The organism is Rhodococcus sp. P4_C10, from assembly GCF_056402135.1.
Genome location: NZ_JBFUHZ010000016.1, coordinates 131,889 through 149,159, shown reverse-complemented (window position 1 = coordinate 149,159; position 17,271 = coordinate 131,889). Strand labels below are relative to the sequence as shown.

Sequence of the window (17,271 nt, the reverse complement as noted above, 5' to 3'; positions counted from 1 at the left end):
CGGCCCGGCCCCGGCCCCGGCGCCGCCGGCGCTTCGTCCACGGTGATCGTGAGGTGCCTCACATCGGGGCCCGATGGCGCCCGGTCGTTTTGGAGTTCGGTTGCGGCGTCGGGTACCGTGACCCGAAGAGTTCGAGAGCTATTTCGAGTTCACCCCAAGAAGTTCTACCCAAGACCGTTGGTCATCGGTGCCGCTCGCGGCATCGGTTGAAGGTTCGGGACATGCCCGACGACCCACGCAGGAGGACGAGGTAGGGGAGTGAGTGTCCGGCGCAAGCCGGTGCGGATCTCCTCGTGTACGCCCCGTGTGCCCTGCACCGGGGCGTTTTGCATGTTGTGGCCACGCCTGCACGGCAGGCGCACCAACACGATGTCACGAGAGGAGGCGAAGTATGGCAAAGCCCGAAAAGGTCACCGCGATCGCGGAGATCACTGAGCAGTTCAAGGGTTCGACTGCCGCCGTGATCACGGAATACCGTGGTCTGTCGGTGACCAGTCTGACGCAGCTGCGTCGTGCGCTCGGAGCAGGCGCTACCTACTCCGTCGCCAAGAACACCCTGGTCAAGCGTGCCGCCGCTGAGGCGGGCGTCGAGGGCCTTGACGACCTGTTCGTCGGACCGACCGCCATTGCATTCATCAAGGGCGAGCCGGTCGACGCTGCGAAGGCCATCAAGGCCTTCGCGAAGGACAACAAGGCGCTCGTCATCAAGGGCGGCTACATGGACGGCGCTGCGCTGTCCGTGGACGAGGTCAACAGGATTGCGGACCTCGAGTCCCGCGAGATCCTGCTGGCCAAGCTTGCCGGCGCAATGAAGGGCAACTTGGCAAAGGCCGCTGGCCTGTTCAACGCCCCCGCATCGCAGATGGCCCGTCTGGCCGCCGCGCTGCAGGAGAAGAAGGCAGCCGAAGGCGGAGCTGTCGAAGCTCCCGCCGAGGCTGCTGCCGAAAGCTGATCCGCACCCGCGCATCACTGCTCCAAACCCGCCCGGTCGCGGATCAGCGACATGGGACTTACAGGAAGGACCGCCATCATGGCGAAGCTCACCACCGAAGAGTTGCTGGACCAGTTCAAGGAGCTCACCCTCCTCGAGCTCTCTGAGTTCGTGAAGGCGTTCGAGGAGACCTTCGAGGTCACCGCCGCTGCGCCGGTCGCCGTTGCCGTTGCCGGTGCCCCGGCCGCCGGTGCCGAGGCCGCTGAGGAGCAGGACGAGTTCGACGTCGTCCTCGAGTCGGCTGGCGACAAGAAGATCCAGGTCATCAAGGTCGTCCGTGAGGTCGTCTCCGGTCTGGGTCTGAAGGAGGCCAAGGACCTCGTCGAGGGCGCGCCGAAGGCCATCCTGGAGAAGGTTGCCAAGGACGCCGCTGAGGCCGCCAAGGAGAAGCTCGAGGCTGCCGGCGCCACCATCACCGTCAAGTAAGACGGTTTTGTAGCGCCTTGGTTCCAAGGCTTTGAAGAGGGCCGTTCCCCGTTCGTCGGGGAGCGGCCCTCTTTTGTCGTCTCGGTTGACGTACCAGCATTGTTGACGTTGCGTCAACAAGGCCCTGTTTCGCCGGCCGGCGCCGCGGGTCCGTCGAAACGACGGTCTTGTGGGGTGACCTTACTCATGAGTAGTATCGCGAGTCTTGGTTGCCACATCGATGCGATACAGTGACCCAACCCACAATGGGTCCGGTGTGCCGAAATAAGCGTGGAGGTTAGCGGTGGGAGTAGAGGTCTCGGTCGAGGGGCTTACCAAGTCCTTTGGAACTCAGAAGATCTGGCAGGACGTCTCGTTGACGTTGCCGGCCGGTGAGGTCAGCGCGCTGCTGGGTCCCTCCGGTACCGGTAAGTCGGTCTTCCTGAAGTCGCTGATCGGTCTGCTCCGGCCGGAAGAGGGCTCGATTGTCATCGACGGCACGGACATCCTCCAGTGCAGTTCGAAGGAGCTCTACGAGATCCGGAAGATGTTCGGCGTCCTGTTCCAGGACGGCGCGCTGTTCGGGTCGATGAACCTGTTCGACAACGTCGCCTTCCCGCTGCGTGAGCACACGAGGAAGTCCGAGTCCGAGATCCGCAAGATCGTCATGGAGAAGCTGGACCTCAACGGCCTGATCGGCGCCGAGACGAAGCTCCCCGGCGAGATCTCCGGTGGTATGCGCAAGCGCGCCGGCCTGGCGAGGGCGTTGGTCCTCGATCCGGAGATCATCCTGGTCGACGAGCCGGACTCCGGTCTGGACCCGGTCCGCACCACCTACCTCTCGCAGCTGTTGATCGACATCAACGCGCAGATCGACGCGACGATTCTGATCGTCACGCACAACATCAACCTGGCCCGGACGGTGCCCGACAACCTCGGCATGCTCTTCCGCAAGCACCTGGTGATGTTCGGCCCCCGCGAGGTGCTGCTGACCAGTGAGGAGCCGGTGGTCAAGCAGTTCCTCAACGGCAGCAAGATCGGCCCCATCGGCATGTCGGAGGAGAAGGACGACGCGCAGATGGCCCAGGAGCAGGCCCTCGTCGACGCCGGTCACCACCACGGCGGCACCGAGGACGTCAGCGGCGTGGTCCGCCAGATGCAGGCGACCCCCGGGCTCCCGGTTCGCCAGGCCGTCGGCCGCCGGCAGGCGCGCGTGCGGGAGATCCTGCACACGCTGCCGCCCGAGGCGCAGCAGGAGATCCTGGTGAGCCTGAACGAGGACCAGACCGTGGTGATGCCCGCGTACGACGGCTACGGCGCGCAGTCGCCGGCCGGGTACAACGGGTAGCACGCATCGATGGGGGGAACCACGAGCCGGCTGCTCGGACCGATTGCAGCCGCGCTGACTCAGGCCGGTCTGATTGTTCAGCTTTTCATCGACGTCGTCCGTAATCTCTTCCGCCGTCCGTTCCAGTTCCGCGAGTTCATCGAGCAGGCCTGGTTCATCGCGAGCGTGACGATCCTGCCGACGGCGCTCGTGGCGATCCCGTTCGGCGCGGTGGTCTCGCTGCAGACGGGTTCCCTGATCAAGCAGCTCGGTGCGGAGTCGTTCACCGGTGCGGCCAGCGTGCTGGCGGTGATCCAGCAGGGCAGTCCGATCGTGACCGCGCTGCTGATCGCCGGCGCCGCCGGTTCCGCGGTGACGGCCGACCTCGGTTCCCGGACCATTCGCGAGGAGATCGACGCGATGGAGGTGCTGGGCATCAATCCGGTCCAGCGTCTCGTGGTGCCCCGCGTGCTCGCGATGGTGCTGGTCGCGGTGCTGCTCAACGGCCTGGTGTCGGTGGTCGGCATCGCGGGTGGTTACTTCTTCAACGTGATCCTGCAGGGCGGCACGCCCGGCGCGTACCTGGCGTCGTTCTCGGCCCTCGCGCAGCTGCCGGACCTGTACATCGCCGAGGCCAAGGCCGCGATCTTCGGTGTGATCGCCGGCATCGTCGCCGCCTACAAGGGTTTGCACCCGAACCCCGGTCCGAAGGGAGTCGGGGAGGCCGTCAACCAGACGGTTGTCATCACCTTCCTGCTGCTCTTCTTTGCGAACCTGATCCTGACCATGGTGTACCTGCAGGTCGTTCCTGCAAAGGGGGGCTGACCCATGACCATCGCGAAGGGCCGTGGTGACCGCACGCTGATGCGCGTGCGCCGGGCCGGGCGCGCGCCGCTCAACGTCCTCGACCGGGCCGGCGACCAGATGTCGTTCTACGGCCGGGCGATCGGCTGGATCCCGAAGACCGCCACGCACTACAGCCGCGAGGTGCTCCGACTCCTCGCCGAGGTGACCTTCGGCAGCGGTGCGCTGGCGGTGATCGGCGGCACCATCGGCGTGATCGTGATGATGTCCGGGTTCACCGGCGTCGTCGTCGGCCTGCAGGGTTACGCCGCGCTGGACCAGTTGGGCAGCTCCGTACTCACCGGCTTCCTGTCCGCGTACGTCAACACGCGCGAGATCGCGCCGATCGTGGCGGCGCTGGCCCTGTCCGCGACGGTCGGTTGTGGGTTCACGGCGCAGCTGGGAGCGATGCGGATCTCGGAGGAGATCGACGCCCTCGAGGTGATGGCGGTGCCCAGCATCCCGTTCCTGGTCACCACCCGGATGATCGCCGGATTCGTCGCGGTGATCCCGCTGTACATTGTCGGCCTGCTGGCGTCGTACTTCGCGTCCCGGCTCATCAGCACGGTCTTCAACGGGCAGTCGAGTGGCTCCTACGACCACTACTTCAACCTGTTCCTACCGCCGGTCGACGTGTTGTGGTCGTTCGGCAAGGTGCTGGTCTTCGCCTTCGTGCTGATCATGATCCACTGCTACTACGGCTACAACGCCACCGGCGGGCCGGCCGGCGTGGGCGTGGCAGTGGGCCGCGCCGTCCGTACGGCGCTCGTCACGATCGCGGTGCTCGACTTCTTCCTCAGCCTCGCCATCTGGGGCACGACAACCACAGTGAGGGTTGCGGGATGACCAACGGTGGTTCGGTCGTGCGCCGTCGGGTGCTCGGCCTGGTGTTCTTCCTTGTTCTGGCGCTGTTCGTGGCGTTCACGATCGGGATGTACCAGAAGTCCTTCAAGAAGGTCGTCGAGATCAACCTGGTGACCGACACGGTCGGCAACTCGTTGCCCGACCACGCGGACGTGAAGGTGCGCGGCCTGATCGTCGGCGAGGTGCGGTCCGCGTCGACGGAGAACGGCAAGGTGACCTCGGTCCTGGCGATCGATCCGGACAAGGCCGACCTGATCCCGTCGAACACGACCGCGCGGCTGCTGCCGAAGACGTTGTTCGGCGAGCGGTACGTCGCGCTGATCGTGCCGCCGGGGGACACCGCGCCGCCGATCAGCGAGGGCGACACCCTGCAGCAGGACTCGAGCGGTCACGCGGTCGAGATCGGTGAGCTGCTCGACGGGCTGCTCCCGCTGTTGCAGGCAGTGCCCCCGCAGGACCTGGCGAACACGCTGGGCGCGCTGAACCAGGCGCTCAGCGGTCGCGGCCAGGACATCGGTCTGGGGATCGACCGGCTCGAGGAGATCTTCCGGGGCGTGAACACCGAGCTGCCGAACCTGCAGCAGGGCCTGCGTGGTCTCGCGGACTTCTCGCAGACCTACGCCGAGGCCGCGCCCGAACTGGTCAACGCGCTGGACAGCCTGCGCACCACCGGTGCGACCGTGGTCTCGCAGCAGAACCAGATCCGTGCCCTGATGTCGTCGGTGACGGCGACCGCGGGCAGTACGGCGGACTTCCTGGTCACCAACCAGGAATCGCTGATCTCGATCGCCGCCGACTCGCGCGAGGCGCTGGAGGTTCTGGCGGACGCCTCGCCGACCTTCGGCTGCATGTTCTCGCAGTTCGTCCCGATCGTGCAGAGCGCGACCGCGATCCTCGGTCTCAACGAGGACGGCAGCCTGCAGGACCATCCCGGTGCCCGCGCGGCGACCGTGTTCGTGAACCCGAAGGGCCGGTACCTGCCCAACCAGGACGAGCCACGGCTGTTCGAGGAGCGCGGCCCCAAGTGCTACACCCCCGCCGCGCCGGGGGAGAAGTTCGGGCAGTACCCGGGCGGGTCGTTCAACGACGGCTCGTACCAGGTGCCCTCGCGCAACCCCGGACCGCAGAACGTGCCCGACATGCCGGCCGCGCAGTACTCGGTGGTGCCCACCGCGGGCGGAGCGCCGACCCCGGTCAGCTACACCGGCTCCGCGCTGGAACAGGACACGCTGGCCGTCATCTACGGCGAGGGCACCGGAACGCTGCCGGAGGACGTACCCGGCTGGACGACACTGCTGGGCGCACCGGCACTGAGGGGGACGGAGGTGAGCGTCCGATGAGAGGGCTCGCAGCGCCATTGACCAAGCTCATCGTGTTCGCCGTCGTCACGGTGATCGCGACCGCCATGTTGGCCTTCACCATCGCGAACACCAGCGGTGGCGGCGGCACCAAGTTCAACGCGATCTTCAGCGACGTCGCCTCGCTCAACACGGGTGACGAGGTGCGGATCGCGGGTGTCCGCGTCGGTCAGGTCGACAAGATCGCCATCGTCAACGAACGCGAGGCCGAGGTCCAGTTCTCGTTGACCGACCGGGACTGGCTGCCCGCCGGGTCCACGGCGACCATCCGCTACCGGAACCTGGTGGGACAGCGCTACATCGCGCTGGAACAGGGCCAGGGGCAGCAGGGGATGAAGCTGACCGCGGGCGAGACCATCCCGCTGGACCACACCAATCCGGCCGTCAACCTGACCACGCTGTTCAACGGCTTCCGTCCGCTGTTCCAGACGCTCAGCGCCGACGACGTGAACAAGCTGTCGTACCAGATCATCCAGGTGTTCCAGGGCGAGAGCGGCACGATCACGGAGCTGGTGCGCAACACCGCCTCGCTGACCAACACCATCGCCGACAAGGACCGGGTGATCGGCGACGTGATCAACAACCTCAACGTCGTGCTCGAGACAGTGAACGAGCACGACGACGAGTTGGGCTCGCTGATCACCAACACCGAGAAGCTCGTCACCGGTCTCGCCAACGAGCGGGAGGTGGTCGGCGGCGCGGTGACGTCGCTGGCCGGCCTCGCCGACGCGACCGCCGACGTGCTCGAGCCGACCCGTCCGTCCATCCAGGGCTCGGTGTCCGCACTGAACACCCTGACGGGCACGTTGAACGCGCAGAGCGAACAGCTGGACAAGATCTTCACGACCCTGCCGGTCAAGTTGGACAAGCTGATCCGGATCGCCAGCTTCGGCTCGTGGTTCCAGTTCTACCTCTGCGGCCTCGACGTGGTCGCCGGCCCGGGTGAGTCGAACTACCTGAACCTGCCGACCGGTTTGCCGACGGTGAACCAGCCCCTGTACACCAACGCCGCGGCGCGGTGCAGCGCAGACGGGAGTGGACAGTGAAGCAACGTCGCAGTCCCGCCACCATCGGGGCGCTGGGCATCGTCGTGGTGCTGCTTGCCACCATGTCCGCCTTCTTCCTCGACGACCTGCCGCTGATCGGCGCAGGCGCCACCTACCGGGCCGAGTTCACGGAGGCCGCGGGCCTCAAGCCGAACAACGAGGTGCGCATCGCCGGTGTCAAGGTAGGCAAGGTCACGGACGTCTCTCTCGAGGGGGACCGGGTCGAGGTCGCCTTCAAGGTCAAGGACGCCTGGGTCGGTGACCAGACCACGGCATCGATCCAGATCAAGACGATCCTGGGTCAGAAGTACCTGGCGCTGGACCCGCGCGGGTCGTCCACGCTGCGCGCGAGCGACACGATCCCGTTGGAGCGCACCGCCTCCCCGTACGACGTTCTCGACGCGTTCTCCAGCGCGGCGACCACACTCGGGGAGATCGACACGCCGAAACTCGCCGAGGGTATGCAGACGCTCGCCGACGCCTTCGCCGGCACCCCGGCGGACGTGCGGGCCTCGCTCGACGGCGTCACCCGGTTGTCGAGGACCATCGAGAGCCGGGACAAGGAGTTGAACAAGTTGTTCGGGGCCACCGCGCAGACCACCAAGGTGCTGGCCGACCGGAACGCCGAGTTCACCAGGCTGATCGGCAGCGCGGGACTGCTGCTCGAGGAGCTCAACAGCCGCCAGCAGTCGATTCAGACCCTGCTGAACGGCACCAAGCGACTCTCCGCGCAGTTGACCGGCCTGGTCAAGGACAACGAGGAGCAGATCGGCCCGGCCCTGGAGCAGCTGCGCGGGGTGGTGCAGATCCTGCAGGACAACAACGACAATCTCGACCGCTCGATCAAGCTGTACGCGCCGTTCACCCGCTTGTACGCGAACATCGTCGGCAACGGCCGATGGTTCGACCAGGTGGTCGTCAACCTGACACCGCCCGGCCTCCCGCTCATCCCGGGATACCGCGAGCCGTTGCGCACTCTGGGGGGTAACTGATGACCGGGGTGAGTTCGGGCAAGCGGCAGCAGTTCAGCCGGAACCAGGTCGTGGTCACGTCACTGGTGCTGGTCGGCGCGCTGATCCTCGGTTTCGGCGGGTGGTGGCTGCTCACCCGCGCCGGCACCACGAAGATCACCGCGTACTTCGACAAGTCCGTCGGCATCTACTCCGGCTCGGACGTGCGGGTGCTCGGTGTGAAGGTCGGGTCGGTCAGCTCGGTGGAGCCGCTCGGCGACCAGGTCCGGGTCGAGATGCGCGTCGACCGTGGCGTGGAGATCCCGGCCGAGGCCAAGGCCGCACAGGTGACGCCGTCGGTGGTCTCCGACCGGTACATCCAGCTGGCGCCCGCGTACACCGGTGGTGAGGTGATGGCATCGGGCGCGACGATCCCACGCGAGCGCACCGCGACCCCCGTCGAGGTGGACCAGTTGTACGCGAGCATCGAGGGGCTGTCCGAGGCGCTGGGGCCGAACGGCGCGAACAAGGACGGTGCGCTCTCGAACCTGGTGGACACCGCCTCGAAGAACCTCGACGGCAACGGCGAGGCGCTCGGCGAGACGATCACCGAGCTGTCGAAGGCCACGGCCACCCTCAACTACTACCGCGGCGACCTGTTCGACACGGTGCGGAACCTGCAGACCTTCGTCGGCGCGCTGGCGGCGAACGACGCGCAGGTGCGCCAGTTCAACACCCAGCTCGCGGACCTCAGCGGCTTCCTCGCGGGGGAGCGGCAGAACCTCGGTGAGGCGCTCAACCAACTGTCGTTCGCGCTCGGCGACGTCGCGACGTTCGTCCAGGACAACAAGGACCTGGTCGCGAGCAACGCGGAGGGCCTCGTCCAGGTGACCCAGACGCTGGCCGACAACCGTCAGGACCTGGTGGACGCGTTGACCACGCTGCCGTTGGCCCTGAGCAACGTCGTGAACTCCTACGACGCGGAGTCCGGCACCCTGGCCTCGCGGGTCAACCTGCCCGAGACCCAGGACCCGTTCGGTGCCGTGTGCAAGCTGATGGACCTGGGCAAGCTGATGCCCGGGGACCCGAACTTCGACGCGCTGGGGCGGCAGATGCGCCCGCTCCTGGACAACTGCGCGGCGATCATGGGCCAGGTGACAGCGGGCGTGAAGACGCCGACGCTGAACCTGCCCTTCGGCATCCTCAGCGGCGACAACCTGCAGCGGCCGTCGGCTCCCGGCACCCAACCCGGTGTCCTCTCGCCGCGGTTGGGCAACTCGCAGGCCCCCGGCATCAGTGACCAGAACATTCCCCGAGGTGGGCAGTGATGCGGGGCAGCGCAGTGAAGAGGGGGTGGGCGGTGAAGCGCACTGTCGCGATCGGTTCCGGGGCCTGCGCGTTCGCGTTGGTCGTCTCGGGCTGCGGTCAGGGCATCTACAGCGTGCCGCTGCCCGGTGGCGCCGACGTCGGCAGCAACCCGATGCACCTGAACGTGGAGTTCGACGACGTGCTGGACCTGGTGCCGCAGTCCACCGTGAAGGTGGACGGCGTCCCGGTCGGCCGCGTCCATGAGATCACCGTGCCGAACGACGGCTGGACCGCGACCGTGCGGACCGTGCTGGACTCCTCGGTGAACCTGCCCGCGAACGCGGTGGCCTCGGTGCAGCAGACCAGCCTGCTGGGCGAGAAGTTCATCGAGCTGAAGGCGCCGGCGGACAACCCGTCCGTCGCCCGGCTCGAGGACGGCGCGACGATCCCGGTGGATCGGACCCGGCACGCGACCGACATCGAGCAGGTTCTCGGTGCGCTGTCGCTGCTGCTCAACGGCGGCGGCGTCGCCCAACTCCAGCCGATCATCCATGAGCTGACCACGGCCCTGGACGGCAGGGAGGCCAAGGCGCGGGGCCTGCTCGAGCAGGCGAACACGCTGATCGACGGGCTGAACCAGCAGCGTGACGACATCACCCGGGCGCTCGACGGCCTCGACACCCTCAACGGTCGGGTGGTCGCGCAGACCGGTCAGATCGACAAGATCCTCGCGGAGATCCCGCCCGCCGTTCAGGTGCTGGCGGACCAGCAGCCGCAGTTCGTGCAGATGCTCGGCCAGCTGGACCGGCTGGGCACGGTCGGCACGGACGTGCTCACCCAGTCCAAGGACAACCTGATCGCCGACCTGCGCGCGCTGCGTCCCACCCTGCAGGCCCTCGCCGACTCCGGGGACGACCTGGTGACCGTGCTGCCGCTGATCCCGACCTTCCCGTTCCCGGACGGGGCGGAGAAGGTCATCCACGGCAACTCGCTGAATCTGTTCCTGTCCATCGACATGCGGTTGGGCCAGCAGTTCGAGGCCCTCGGTGTCGGGATGCCGGATCCGGTGTACATCGCGCCGAAGCCGGGCTACGGCGGCTACGTGCCGACAGTCGATCCGTCGAACCCGTACTACAACGGGAACGGCCCGCGCCCGGGATGGCCGACAGTCTCGGTGCTGCCGCTGCCGCCGATCGTGCCCGCGCCGGCCCCGCCGCCGGGTGCGCCGGTTGCGCCGGGCACCGAACCGGTGGCCGGCAAGAAGGACGCGCCGCAGAACCCGTTGAGCGGGCTGCTCGAGAAGTTTGGGGTGGGTGGCCGATGAGATCGAAGTTGGTGCGCTTTCAGCTGGTGGCGTTCGTCCTCGTCGCGATCGTCGGTCTGCTGTACGTCGGCGCCAAGTACGTGCGGTTGGACAACCTGCTCGGCTTCGGTCAGTACACGGTGAAGGCCGACTTCGCCGACTCCGGCGGAATCTTCACCAACGCCGAGGTCACCTACCGGGGAGTCCCGGTCGGCACGGTCGGCGACCTGCACCTGACCGACGACGGCGTGCTGGTGGACCTCGAGCTCAACGACGGCGCCCCGCAGGTGCCCTCCTCGGCGCGCGCGGTGGTGGCGAACCGTTCCGCGATCGGTGAGCAGTACGTGGACCTGCAGCCGAGCAGCGACCAGGGCCCGTTCCTCGAGGACGGATCGCTGATCGCCCGCCAGGACACCGCCGTCCCGGTACCGGTCGAGGACCTGCTCGCGAGCACCAACGCCCTGGTCCGGTCGGTGCCGTTGGACGCGCTGAACACGACGGTCACCGAGCTGGGCAAGGCGTTCGACGGCCGGGGCGACGACCTGCAGGTGCTGGTCGACTCCGTGAACTCGTTCACAGAGACGGGCCTGGAGAACCTGCCGCAGACGCTGCAACTGATCCGGGACAGCCGGACCGTGCTGGACACCCAGTCCGCGCAGTCCTCCTCGATCCGGCAGTTCAGCGCCGACGTGGACCTGATCTCGCAGCAGCTCCGGTCCAGCGACCCCGACGTCCGGCGGCTGATCGACACCGGCACCGCGGCCAGCACCGAGGTCGGCTCGCTTGTCGACATGGCGGGCCCCGCGCTCACCACGGACCTGACCAACCTGGCGCAGGTCTCGGCGGCACTCGGCCCGCGCACCCTGGCGCTGGACATCCTGCTCAAGTTCCTGCCCGGGCTCGCGGCCGGTGCGAGTACCGCCGCACCCGGCGACGGCACCCTGCACCAGGGCCTGCTGCTGGAGACGAACAACCCGCCGCCGTGCACCCAGGGTTACGAGGGCACCTACGAGATTCTGGCGCAGATGAAGCGGGACAACCCGAATTTCGACCCGACCCGGGACGAGTTCCCGTTGAACATGAAGGCCAACTGCACCACACCGCTCGGTAGCGTGTCGGGTGTCCGCAGCGCCAACAGGATTGCGTACGCGGATCCGGCCGATCCCCAGCCGTGGGACAACAAGCCGAAGGTGGACCCCGACAAGCTCAACCTCAACCCGATTGCGACGCAGTTGGCGCCGCTGCTCGGCATCACGCCCAAGTAGTGGCCGTCGGCACAGGGCAGGGACCGGAAGTTACTAGGCAGTAGGGTAGAAGAGTGATGCGTAGCACGAAACTGCAGAAGCCCGCGTTGGCGGCGGTGAGTGTGCTCGCGCTCGTCGCCCTCGGGTTCGCGGTCTGGCTCGGTTACGGATGGGGCCGCGCCCTGTTCGTCGACCGGCCGGCCGCGGCCGCCCGGGACGACGCGCTGACGGGGGCTCGCCAGGCCGCGATCAACCTCAACACGGTGGACTCGGCGAACCTGGACGAGACCTTCGCGAACATGGCGTCCTCGATCACCGGCGACGAGCTGACCAACTCGCTCAACGACACCAAGGGCCAGATGGCCGACCAGGTGAAGCAGACGGGCGCGAAGAGTGAGGCGGCCGTCATCGACGCCGCGCTCACTGAGTTCAGTCGGGACGAGGGTACCGCCACCTCGCTGGTGGTGCTCTCGACCACCACGACGTGGCCGGACCGGCCGGCGAGCAAGGTCAAGGTCACCATGCGGCTGGGGATGACGGACGTCGACGGCGTCTGGAAGGCCGAGAAGGTCGAGAACGTCGGGGCGCCCATCGCCATGGATCCGGGCACGCCGCCCGCCGTGGCCCCTGAGGCGCCTGTGCCGGCCCCCGAGGCGCCCGTGCCGGCCGCGCCCGACGCGAACTCCGGCGGCCAGTAGGCGCTCGAGCCCTCCCGTCGAAGATCCAGGCCGTCGAAGATCCAAGGAGTATCGAAAGTGCCGCCAACTCGTCGCATGAGCAACACGCCGCAGCCGCGCGGCCGCAGGCCCAAGGTGGCCGGGACCGGAAAGGCGCCCGGACGCCCGACCTCGCCGATCGAGGACACGGCGGCGGTACCGGTCGAGAACACTGCGCCGGCGCAGGTCGAGGGTCCCGCCGCGGAGTCGGTCGCGGTGGCTGCGGCCAAGCCGGTCGCGACCCCCGAGGTTCCGGAGGTTCCCGTGAGCGTGCCGGTCGAGGCCGCCGCCGCGAAGCCTGTCGAGAACGCCACTCCGGCCCGGGCGGCGAGTTCGGACGTCAAGGTCGACGACGCCGACGGGGTCGACGACGCGGCCGCCGCCGAGGCGCCCGACGAGAGCGTGTCGGCGGGCGACACGGACGCCGCGCGGGCGGGTTGGCGCCGTGTCGCAGTGGTGGGGGTGGTGGCACTGGTGCTGGCGGGCTTCGCGATCGTCGCGGCCGTCAAGCCGGGCGCAGACGTCGCAAACCGGGCGTGGGTGGACACCGCCGCGACCTCGCGGGTGACTGCGGACGCTCGGCATGCCATCGAGACCCTCTACACCTACAAGTTCGACACCGTGGACCAGGACTTCGACAACGCCCGAGCGGTCCTCGCCGACAACATGCGGACCGAGTTCGACAAGACCGCGCAGGTCACCCGCGACGCCGTCGTGCAGACGAAAACGGCGACGTCGGCGCAGGTCAGCGACATCGGCGTCAAGATTCTCTCGGACGAGAACGCCGAGCTTGTCGGCAGCATGACCGTCAGTGCCACCAACGACGGTGCGGCGCAGGGAAGTGCGCAGGGGCCGCTGTCGGTGACCATGAAGAAGGTCGACGGCACCTGGCTGCTCGCGGACATCCGCGACCGCTGAACGCGCCCGACGGCCTGCCGTGCGGGGCGGTTCCGCGATGAATCGCCGCGTCAAGCCTTGACGCGGAGGGGATCAGGCGTCAGTCTATTGGTCGAGACATGCGAGAGATCGCGGTCCGTGCAGGTTCGCGCCGGCGCAAATGGAGGCACCGGGCGCGCGAAGGTTGTGCGGACGACGCGCTCGGATGTTAGTTTCGATCCTTACGCCGGTTGTATTCTGGGCGTTCTTCGGGTACCTTTGGACGTTGCGCTGGCTGCCTCCTGTCCACCCTCTCGGCCGTACTGCTTGTGAAGCGTTTGCTTCCTGCATGGTTGTGGGCTTCGTTCGGGTTGTGACCAGCGAATTCGCCCCACAGAAGAAGCAGATACAGCGGCGGTCGCGACAGCACGAGCGGCCCGCGTGAGGTGCTGGAAGGACGCATCTTGGCAGTCTCTAGCCAGACCAAGGCAGGAATCCCCGGAGCCCCGAAGAGGGTCTCGTTCGCGAAAATTCGCGAACCTCTCGACGTTCCTGGGCTACTTGATCTACAGACGGATTCCTTTGAGTGGTTGATCGGTACGCCGGCCTCCCGTGCCCGGGCCGAGGCCCGCGGCGACGGCGGCACCACCGGCGGTCTGGAGGACATCCTCACTGAGCTGTCCCCGATCGAGGACTTCTCGGGTTCGATGTCCCTGTCCTTCTCCGACCCACGCTTCGACGAGGTCAAGGCCTCGACCGATGAGTGCAAAGACAAGGACATGACCTACGCGGCGCCGTTGTTCGTCACCGCGGAGTTCATCAACAACAACACCGGCGAGATCAAGAGCCAGACGGTCTTCATGGGTGACTTCCCGATGATGACCGACAAGGGCACCTTCATCATCAACGGCACCGAGCGCGTCGTCGTGTCGCAGCTGGTGCGTTCGCCCGGCGTCTACTTCGACCACAGCGTCGACAAGGGCACCGAGAAGGACCTGCACAGCGTCAAGGTCATCCCAGGCCGCGGCGCGTGGCTCGAGTTCGACGTCGACAAGCGCGACACCGTCGGTGTCCGCATCGACCGCAAGCGTCGCCAGCCGGTCACCGTCCTGCTCAAGGCCCTCGGTTGGACCACCGAGCAGATCACCGAGCGCTTCGGCTTCTCGGAGATCCTGATGGCCACCCTGGAGAAGGACAACACCGCCGGCTCCGACGAGGCGCTGCTCGACATCTACCGCAAGCTGCGCCCGGGCGAGCCGCCGACCAAGGAGTCCGCGCAGACCCTGCTGGAGAACCTGTTCTTCAAGGAGAAGCGCTACGACCTCGCCCGCGTGGGTCGTTACAAGATCAACAAGAAGCTGGGCCTGAACCACGGCCTGCCGATCACCGCGTCGACCCTCACCGAGGAAGACATCGTCGCGACGATCGAGTACCTGGTGCGCCTGCACGCCGGTGACACGTCGATGACCGCCCCCGGCGGCGTCGAGGTGCCCGTCGAGGTCGACGACATCGACCACTTCGGCAACCGTCGCCTGCGTACCGTCGGCGAGCTCATCCAGAACCAGATCCGGGTGGGCCTGTCCCGCATGGAGCGCGTGGTGCGCGAGCGGATGACGACCCAGGACGTCGAGGCGATCACGCCGCAGACCCTGATCAACATCCGTCCCGTCGTGGCCGCGATCAAGGAGTTCTTCGGAACCTCCCAGCTCTCGCAGTTCATGGACCAGAACAACCCGCTCTCGGGCCTGACCCACAAGCGTCGTCTGTCGGCGCTGGGCCCCGGTGGTCTGTCCCGTGAGCGTGCCGGCCTCGAGGTTCGAGACGTGCACCCGTCGCACTACGGCCGCATGTGCCCGATCGAGACCCCTGAGGGCCCGAACATCGGCCTGATCGGTTCGCTGTCGGTGTACGCACGGGTCAACCCGTTCGGCTTCATCGAGACCCCGTACCGCAAGGTCGTCGAAGGCCAGGTCACCGACGAGGTGGACTACCTGACCGCCGACGAGGAGGACCGCCACGTCGTGGCGCAGGCCAACTCGCCGGTCGACAAGGACGGCTTCTTCACCGACGACCGCGTCACCGTCCGCCGTAAGGGCGGCGAGGTGGAGTTCGTCTCCTCGACGGACGTCGACTACATGGACGTCTCGCCGCGGCAGATGGTCTCCGTCGCGACCGCGATGATCCCGTTCCTCGAGCACGACGACGCCAACCGTGCCCTGATGGGCGCGAACATGCAGCGTCAGGCCGTGCCGCTGGTCCGTTCCGAGTCGCCGCTGGTCGGCACCGGCATGGAGCTGCGTGCCGCGGTCGACGCCGGCGACGTCGTCGTCACCGAGAAGACCGGTGTCATCGAGGAGGTCTCGGCCGACTACGTCACCGTGATGGCGGACGACGGCACCCGCCGGACCTACCAGATGCGCAAGTTCGCGCGCTCGAACCAGGGCACCTGCGCCAACCAGCGTCCGATCGTGGACGAGGGCGACCGCGTGGAGGCCGGACAGGTCCTCGCCGACGGCCCCTGCACCGAGAACGGTGAGATGGCGCTGGGCAAGAACCTGCTCGTCGCGATCATGCCGTGGGAGGGCCACAACTACGAGGACGCGATCATCCTGTCGCAGCGCCTCGTGGAGGAGGACGTCCTCACCTCGATCCACATCGAGGAGCACGAGATCGATGCCCGCGACACCAAGCTGGGTGCCGAGGAGATCACTCGCGACATCCCGAACGTCTCGGACGAGGTCCTCGCGGACCTCGACGAGCGCGGCATCATCCGGATCGGTGCCGAGGTTCGTGACGGCGACGTGCTGGTCGGAAAGGTCACGCCGAAGGGCGAGACCGAGCTGACCCCGGAGGAGCGCCTGCTGCGCGCGATCTTCGGCGAGAAGGCCCGTGAGGTCCGCGACACGTCGCTCAAGGTTCCGCACGGCGAGTCCGGCAAGGTCATCGGCATCCGCGTGTTCTCTCGCGACGACGACGACGACCTGCCCCCCGGCGTCAACGAGCTGGTCCGCGTGTACGTGGCGCAGAAGCGCAAGATCCAGGACGGCGACAAGCTCGCCGGCCGGCACGGCAACAAGGGCGTCATCGGCAAGATCCTCCCGCAGGAGGACATGCCGTTCCTGCCCGACGGCACCCCGGTCGACATCATCCTGAACACGCACGGTGTCCCGCGTCGTATGAACATCGGTCAGGTTCTGGAGACCCACCTCGGGTGGATCGGCAAGACCGGCTGGAACATCCAGATCGCGGCTGACGGCACCCGTCCGGACTGGGCCGCGACCCTGCCCGAAGAGATGCTCTCCGCCCCGGCCGACTCGAACATCGCCACCCCGGTGTTCGACGGTGCCAAGGAAGACGAGCTGACCGGTCTGCTGGGCGCGACCCTGCCAAACCGCGACGGCGAGCAGATGGTGGGCCCCGACGGAAAGGCCACCCTGTTCGACGGCCGCTCCGGCGAGCCGTTCCCGTACCCGGTCTCGGTCGGCTACATGTACATCATCAAGCTGCATCACCTGGTCGACGACAAGATCCACGCCCGTTCGACCGGTCCGTACTCGATGATCACCCAGCAGCCGCTCGGCGGTAAGGCCCAGTTCGGTGGCCAGCGCTTCGGTGAGATGGAGTGCTGGGCGATGCAGGCCTACGGCGCGGCATACACGCTGCAGGAACTGCTCACCATCAAGTCTGACGACGTGGTGGGTCGAGTCAAGGTGTACGAGGCCATCGTCAAGGGCGAGAACATCCCCGAGCCGGGCATCCCCGAGTCGTTCAAGGTGCTCCTCAAGGAGCTCCAGTCGCTCTGCCTCAACGTGGAGGTGCTGTCCTCGGACGGCGCTGCCATCGAGATGCGCGACGGCGACGACGAGGACCTGGAGCGGGCGGCGGCGAACCTGGGCATCAACCTGTCCAGGAACGAAGCCGCGACGGTCGACGACCTCGCGAACTAGGAGCCGACCCGGAGGAGGTGCACCGCAGCGGTCACGTACCGCGGTGCCCTCCTCCGGGGCCCGGCAGCGATAGCGACAACTAGCAGCGACAAA

The 17,271-nt window shown here is 67.3% G+C and carries 14 protein-coding genes; all 14 read left to right on the top strand.

All coding sequences use genetic code 11. From position 1 onward, the window contains the following. Nucleotides 1–391 precede the first annotated feature (391 nt). The 14 genes from rplJ to rpoB all read left to right on the top strand — a co-directional run bounded on the left by rplJ (nt 392) and on the right by rpoB (nt 17,178). Nucleotides 392–952, top strand: coding sequence for a 50S ribosomal protein L10 (gene rplJ, locus AC1DWC_RS13445; RefSeq protein WP_477842246.1), 561 nt, complete (start codon nt 392–394; stop codon nt 950–952). Nucleotides 953–1,030: 78 nt separating this feature from the next. Continuing rightward, the gene (rplL, locus tag AC1DWC_RS13440; RefSeq protein WP_477842244.1) at nt 1,031–1,417 is read left to right on the top strand and encodes a 50S ribosomal protein L7/L12; all 387 of its coding nucleotides are present in this window, start codon (nt 1,031–1,033) and stop codon (nt 1,415–1,417) included. A gap of 283 nt (nt 1,418–1,700) precedes the next feature. Next, entirely contained in the window at nt 1,701–2,744 is a 1,044-nt protein-coding gene (locus AC1DWC_RS13435) for an ABC transporter ATP-binding protein (RefSeq protein WP_072842707.1), read from the top strand. A 9-nt stretch (nt 2,745–2,753) separates the two neighbouring features. Further along, on the top strand, nt 2,754–3,548 hold the full coding sequence (locus AC1DWC_RS13430; RefSeq protein WP_072842708.1) for an MlaE family ABC transporter permease: 795 nt from the start codon (nt 2,754–2,756) through the stop codon (nt 3,546–3,548). A gap of 3 nt (nt 3,549–3,551) precedes the next feature. After that, nucleotides 3,552–4,412, top strand: coding sequence for an MlaE family ABC transporter permease (locus AC1DWC_RS13425; protein WP_072842709.1), 861 nt, complete (start codon nt 3,552–3,554; stop codon nt 4,410–4,412). Next, a complete protein-coding gene (locus AC1DWC_RS13420; RefSeq protein WP_477842239.1) occupies nt 4,409–5,770 on the top strand; it encodes an MCE family protein in 1,362 nt (453 codons plus the stop codon). The genes AC1DWC_RS13425 and AC1DWC_RS13420 overlap by 4 nt, the downstream gene beginning before the upstream one ends. Further along, on the top strand, nt 5,767–6,834 hold the full coding sequence (locus AC1DWC_RS13415; RefSeq protein WP_477908719.1) for an MCE family protein: 1,068 nt from the start codon (nt 5,767–5,769) through the stop codon (nt 6,832–6,834). The genes AC1DWC_RS13420 and AC1DWC_RS13415 overlap by 4 nt, the downstream gene beginning before the upstream one ends. Further along, nucleotides 6,831–7,826, top strand: a complete 996-nt coding sequence (locus tag AC1DWC_RS13410) for an MCE family protein (RefSeq protein ID WP_477908717.1) — start codon at nt 6,831–6,833, stop codon at nt 7,824–7,826. The genes AC1DWC_RS13415 and AC1DWC_RS13410 overlap by 4 nt, the downstream gene beginning before the upstream one ends. Next, nucleotides 7,826–9,112: an MCE family protein gene (locus AC1DWC_RS13405; RefSeq protein WP_477908715.1), complete on the top strand. Its 1,287-nt coding sequence runs from the start codon at nt 7,826–7,828 to the stop codon at nt 9,110–9,112. The genes AC1DWC_RS13410 and AC1DWC_RS13405 overlap by 1 nt, the downstream gene beginning before the upstream one ends. A 32-nt stretch (nt 9,113–9,144) precedes the next feature. Continuing rightward, on the top strand, nt 9,145–10,416 hold the full coding sequence (locus tag AC1DWC_RS13400; protein ID WP_477908713.1) for an MCE family protein: 1,272 nt from the start codon (nt 9,145–9,147) through the stop codon (nt 10,414–10,416). Continuing rightward, nucleotides 10,413–11,660, top strand: a complete 1,248-nt coding sequence (locus tag AC1DWC_RS13395; protein WP_477908711.1) for an MCE family protein — start codon at nt 10,413–10,415, stop codon at nt 11,658–11,660. The genes AC1DWC_RS13400 and AC1DWC_RS13395 overlap by 4 nt, the downstream gene beginning before the upstream one ends. A gap of 56 nt (nt 11,661–11,716) precedes the next feature. Then, nucleotides 11,717–12,337 (top strand): hypothetical protein, encoded by a 621-nt coding sequence (locus tag AC1DWC_RS13390; RefSeq protein WP_477908940.1) that lies wholly within the window; start codon nt 11,717–11,719, stop codon nt 12,335–12,337. Between the two features lie 75 nt (nt 12,338–12,412). Then, nucleotides 12,413–13,273 (top strand): hypothetical protein, encoded by an 861-nt coding sequence (locus tag AC1DWC_RS13385; RefSeq protein ID WP_477908709.1) that lies wholly within the window; start codon nt 12,413–12,415, stop codon nt 13,271–13,273. A 404-nt stretch (nt 13,274–13,677) separates the two neighbouring features. Next, entirely contained in the window at nt 13,678–17,178 is a 3,501-nt protein-coding gene (gene rpoB / locus AC1DWC_RS13380) for a DNA-directed RNA polymerase subunit beta (protein ID WP_477908707.1), read from the top strand. The last annotated feature ends 93 nt before the right edge of the window (nt 17,179–17,271 follow it).

Coding starts and splice junctions, on each gene's coding strand:
- rplJ (WP_477842246.1), top strand. CDS start 392: ATGGCAAAGCCCGAAAAGGTCACCGCGATCGCGGAGATCACTGAGCAG.
- rplL (WP_477842244.1), top strand. CDS start 1,031: ATGGCGAAGCTCACCACCGAAGAGTTGCTGGACCAGTTCAAGGAGCTC.
- AC1DWC_RS13430 (WP_072842708.1), top strand. CDS start 2,754: ATGGGGGGAACCACGAGCCGGCTGCTCGGACCGATTGCAGCCGCGCTG.
- AC1DWC_RS13425 (WP_072842709.1), top strand. CDS start 3,552: ATGACCATCGCGAAGGGCCGTGGTGACCGCACGCTGATGCGCGTGCGC.
- AC1DWC_RS13420 (WP_477842239.1), top strand. CDS start 4,409: ATGACCAACGGTGGTTCGGTCGTGCGCCGTCGGGTGCTCGGCCTGGTG.
- AC1DWC_RS13415 (WP_477908719.1), top strand. CDS start 5,767: ATGAGAGGGCTCGCAGCGCCATTGACCAAGCTCATCGTGTTCGCCGTC.
- AC1DWC_RS13405 (WP_477908715.1), top strand. CDS start 7,826: ATGACCGGGGTGAGTTCGGGCAAGCGGCAGCAGTTCAGCCGGAACCAG.
- AC1DWC_RS13395 (WP_477908711.1), top strand. CDS start 10,413: ATGAGATCGAAGTTGGTGCGCTTTCAGCTGGTGGCGTTCGTCCTCGTC.
- AC1DWC_RS13390 (WP_477908940.1), top strand. CDS start 11,717: ATGCGTAGCACGAAACTGCAGAAGCCCGCGTTGGCGGCGGTGAGTGTG.
- AC1DWC_RS13385 (WP_477908709.1), top strand. CDS start 12,413: ATGAGCAACACGCCGCAGCCGCGCGGCCGCAGGCCCAAGGTGGCCGGG.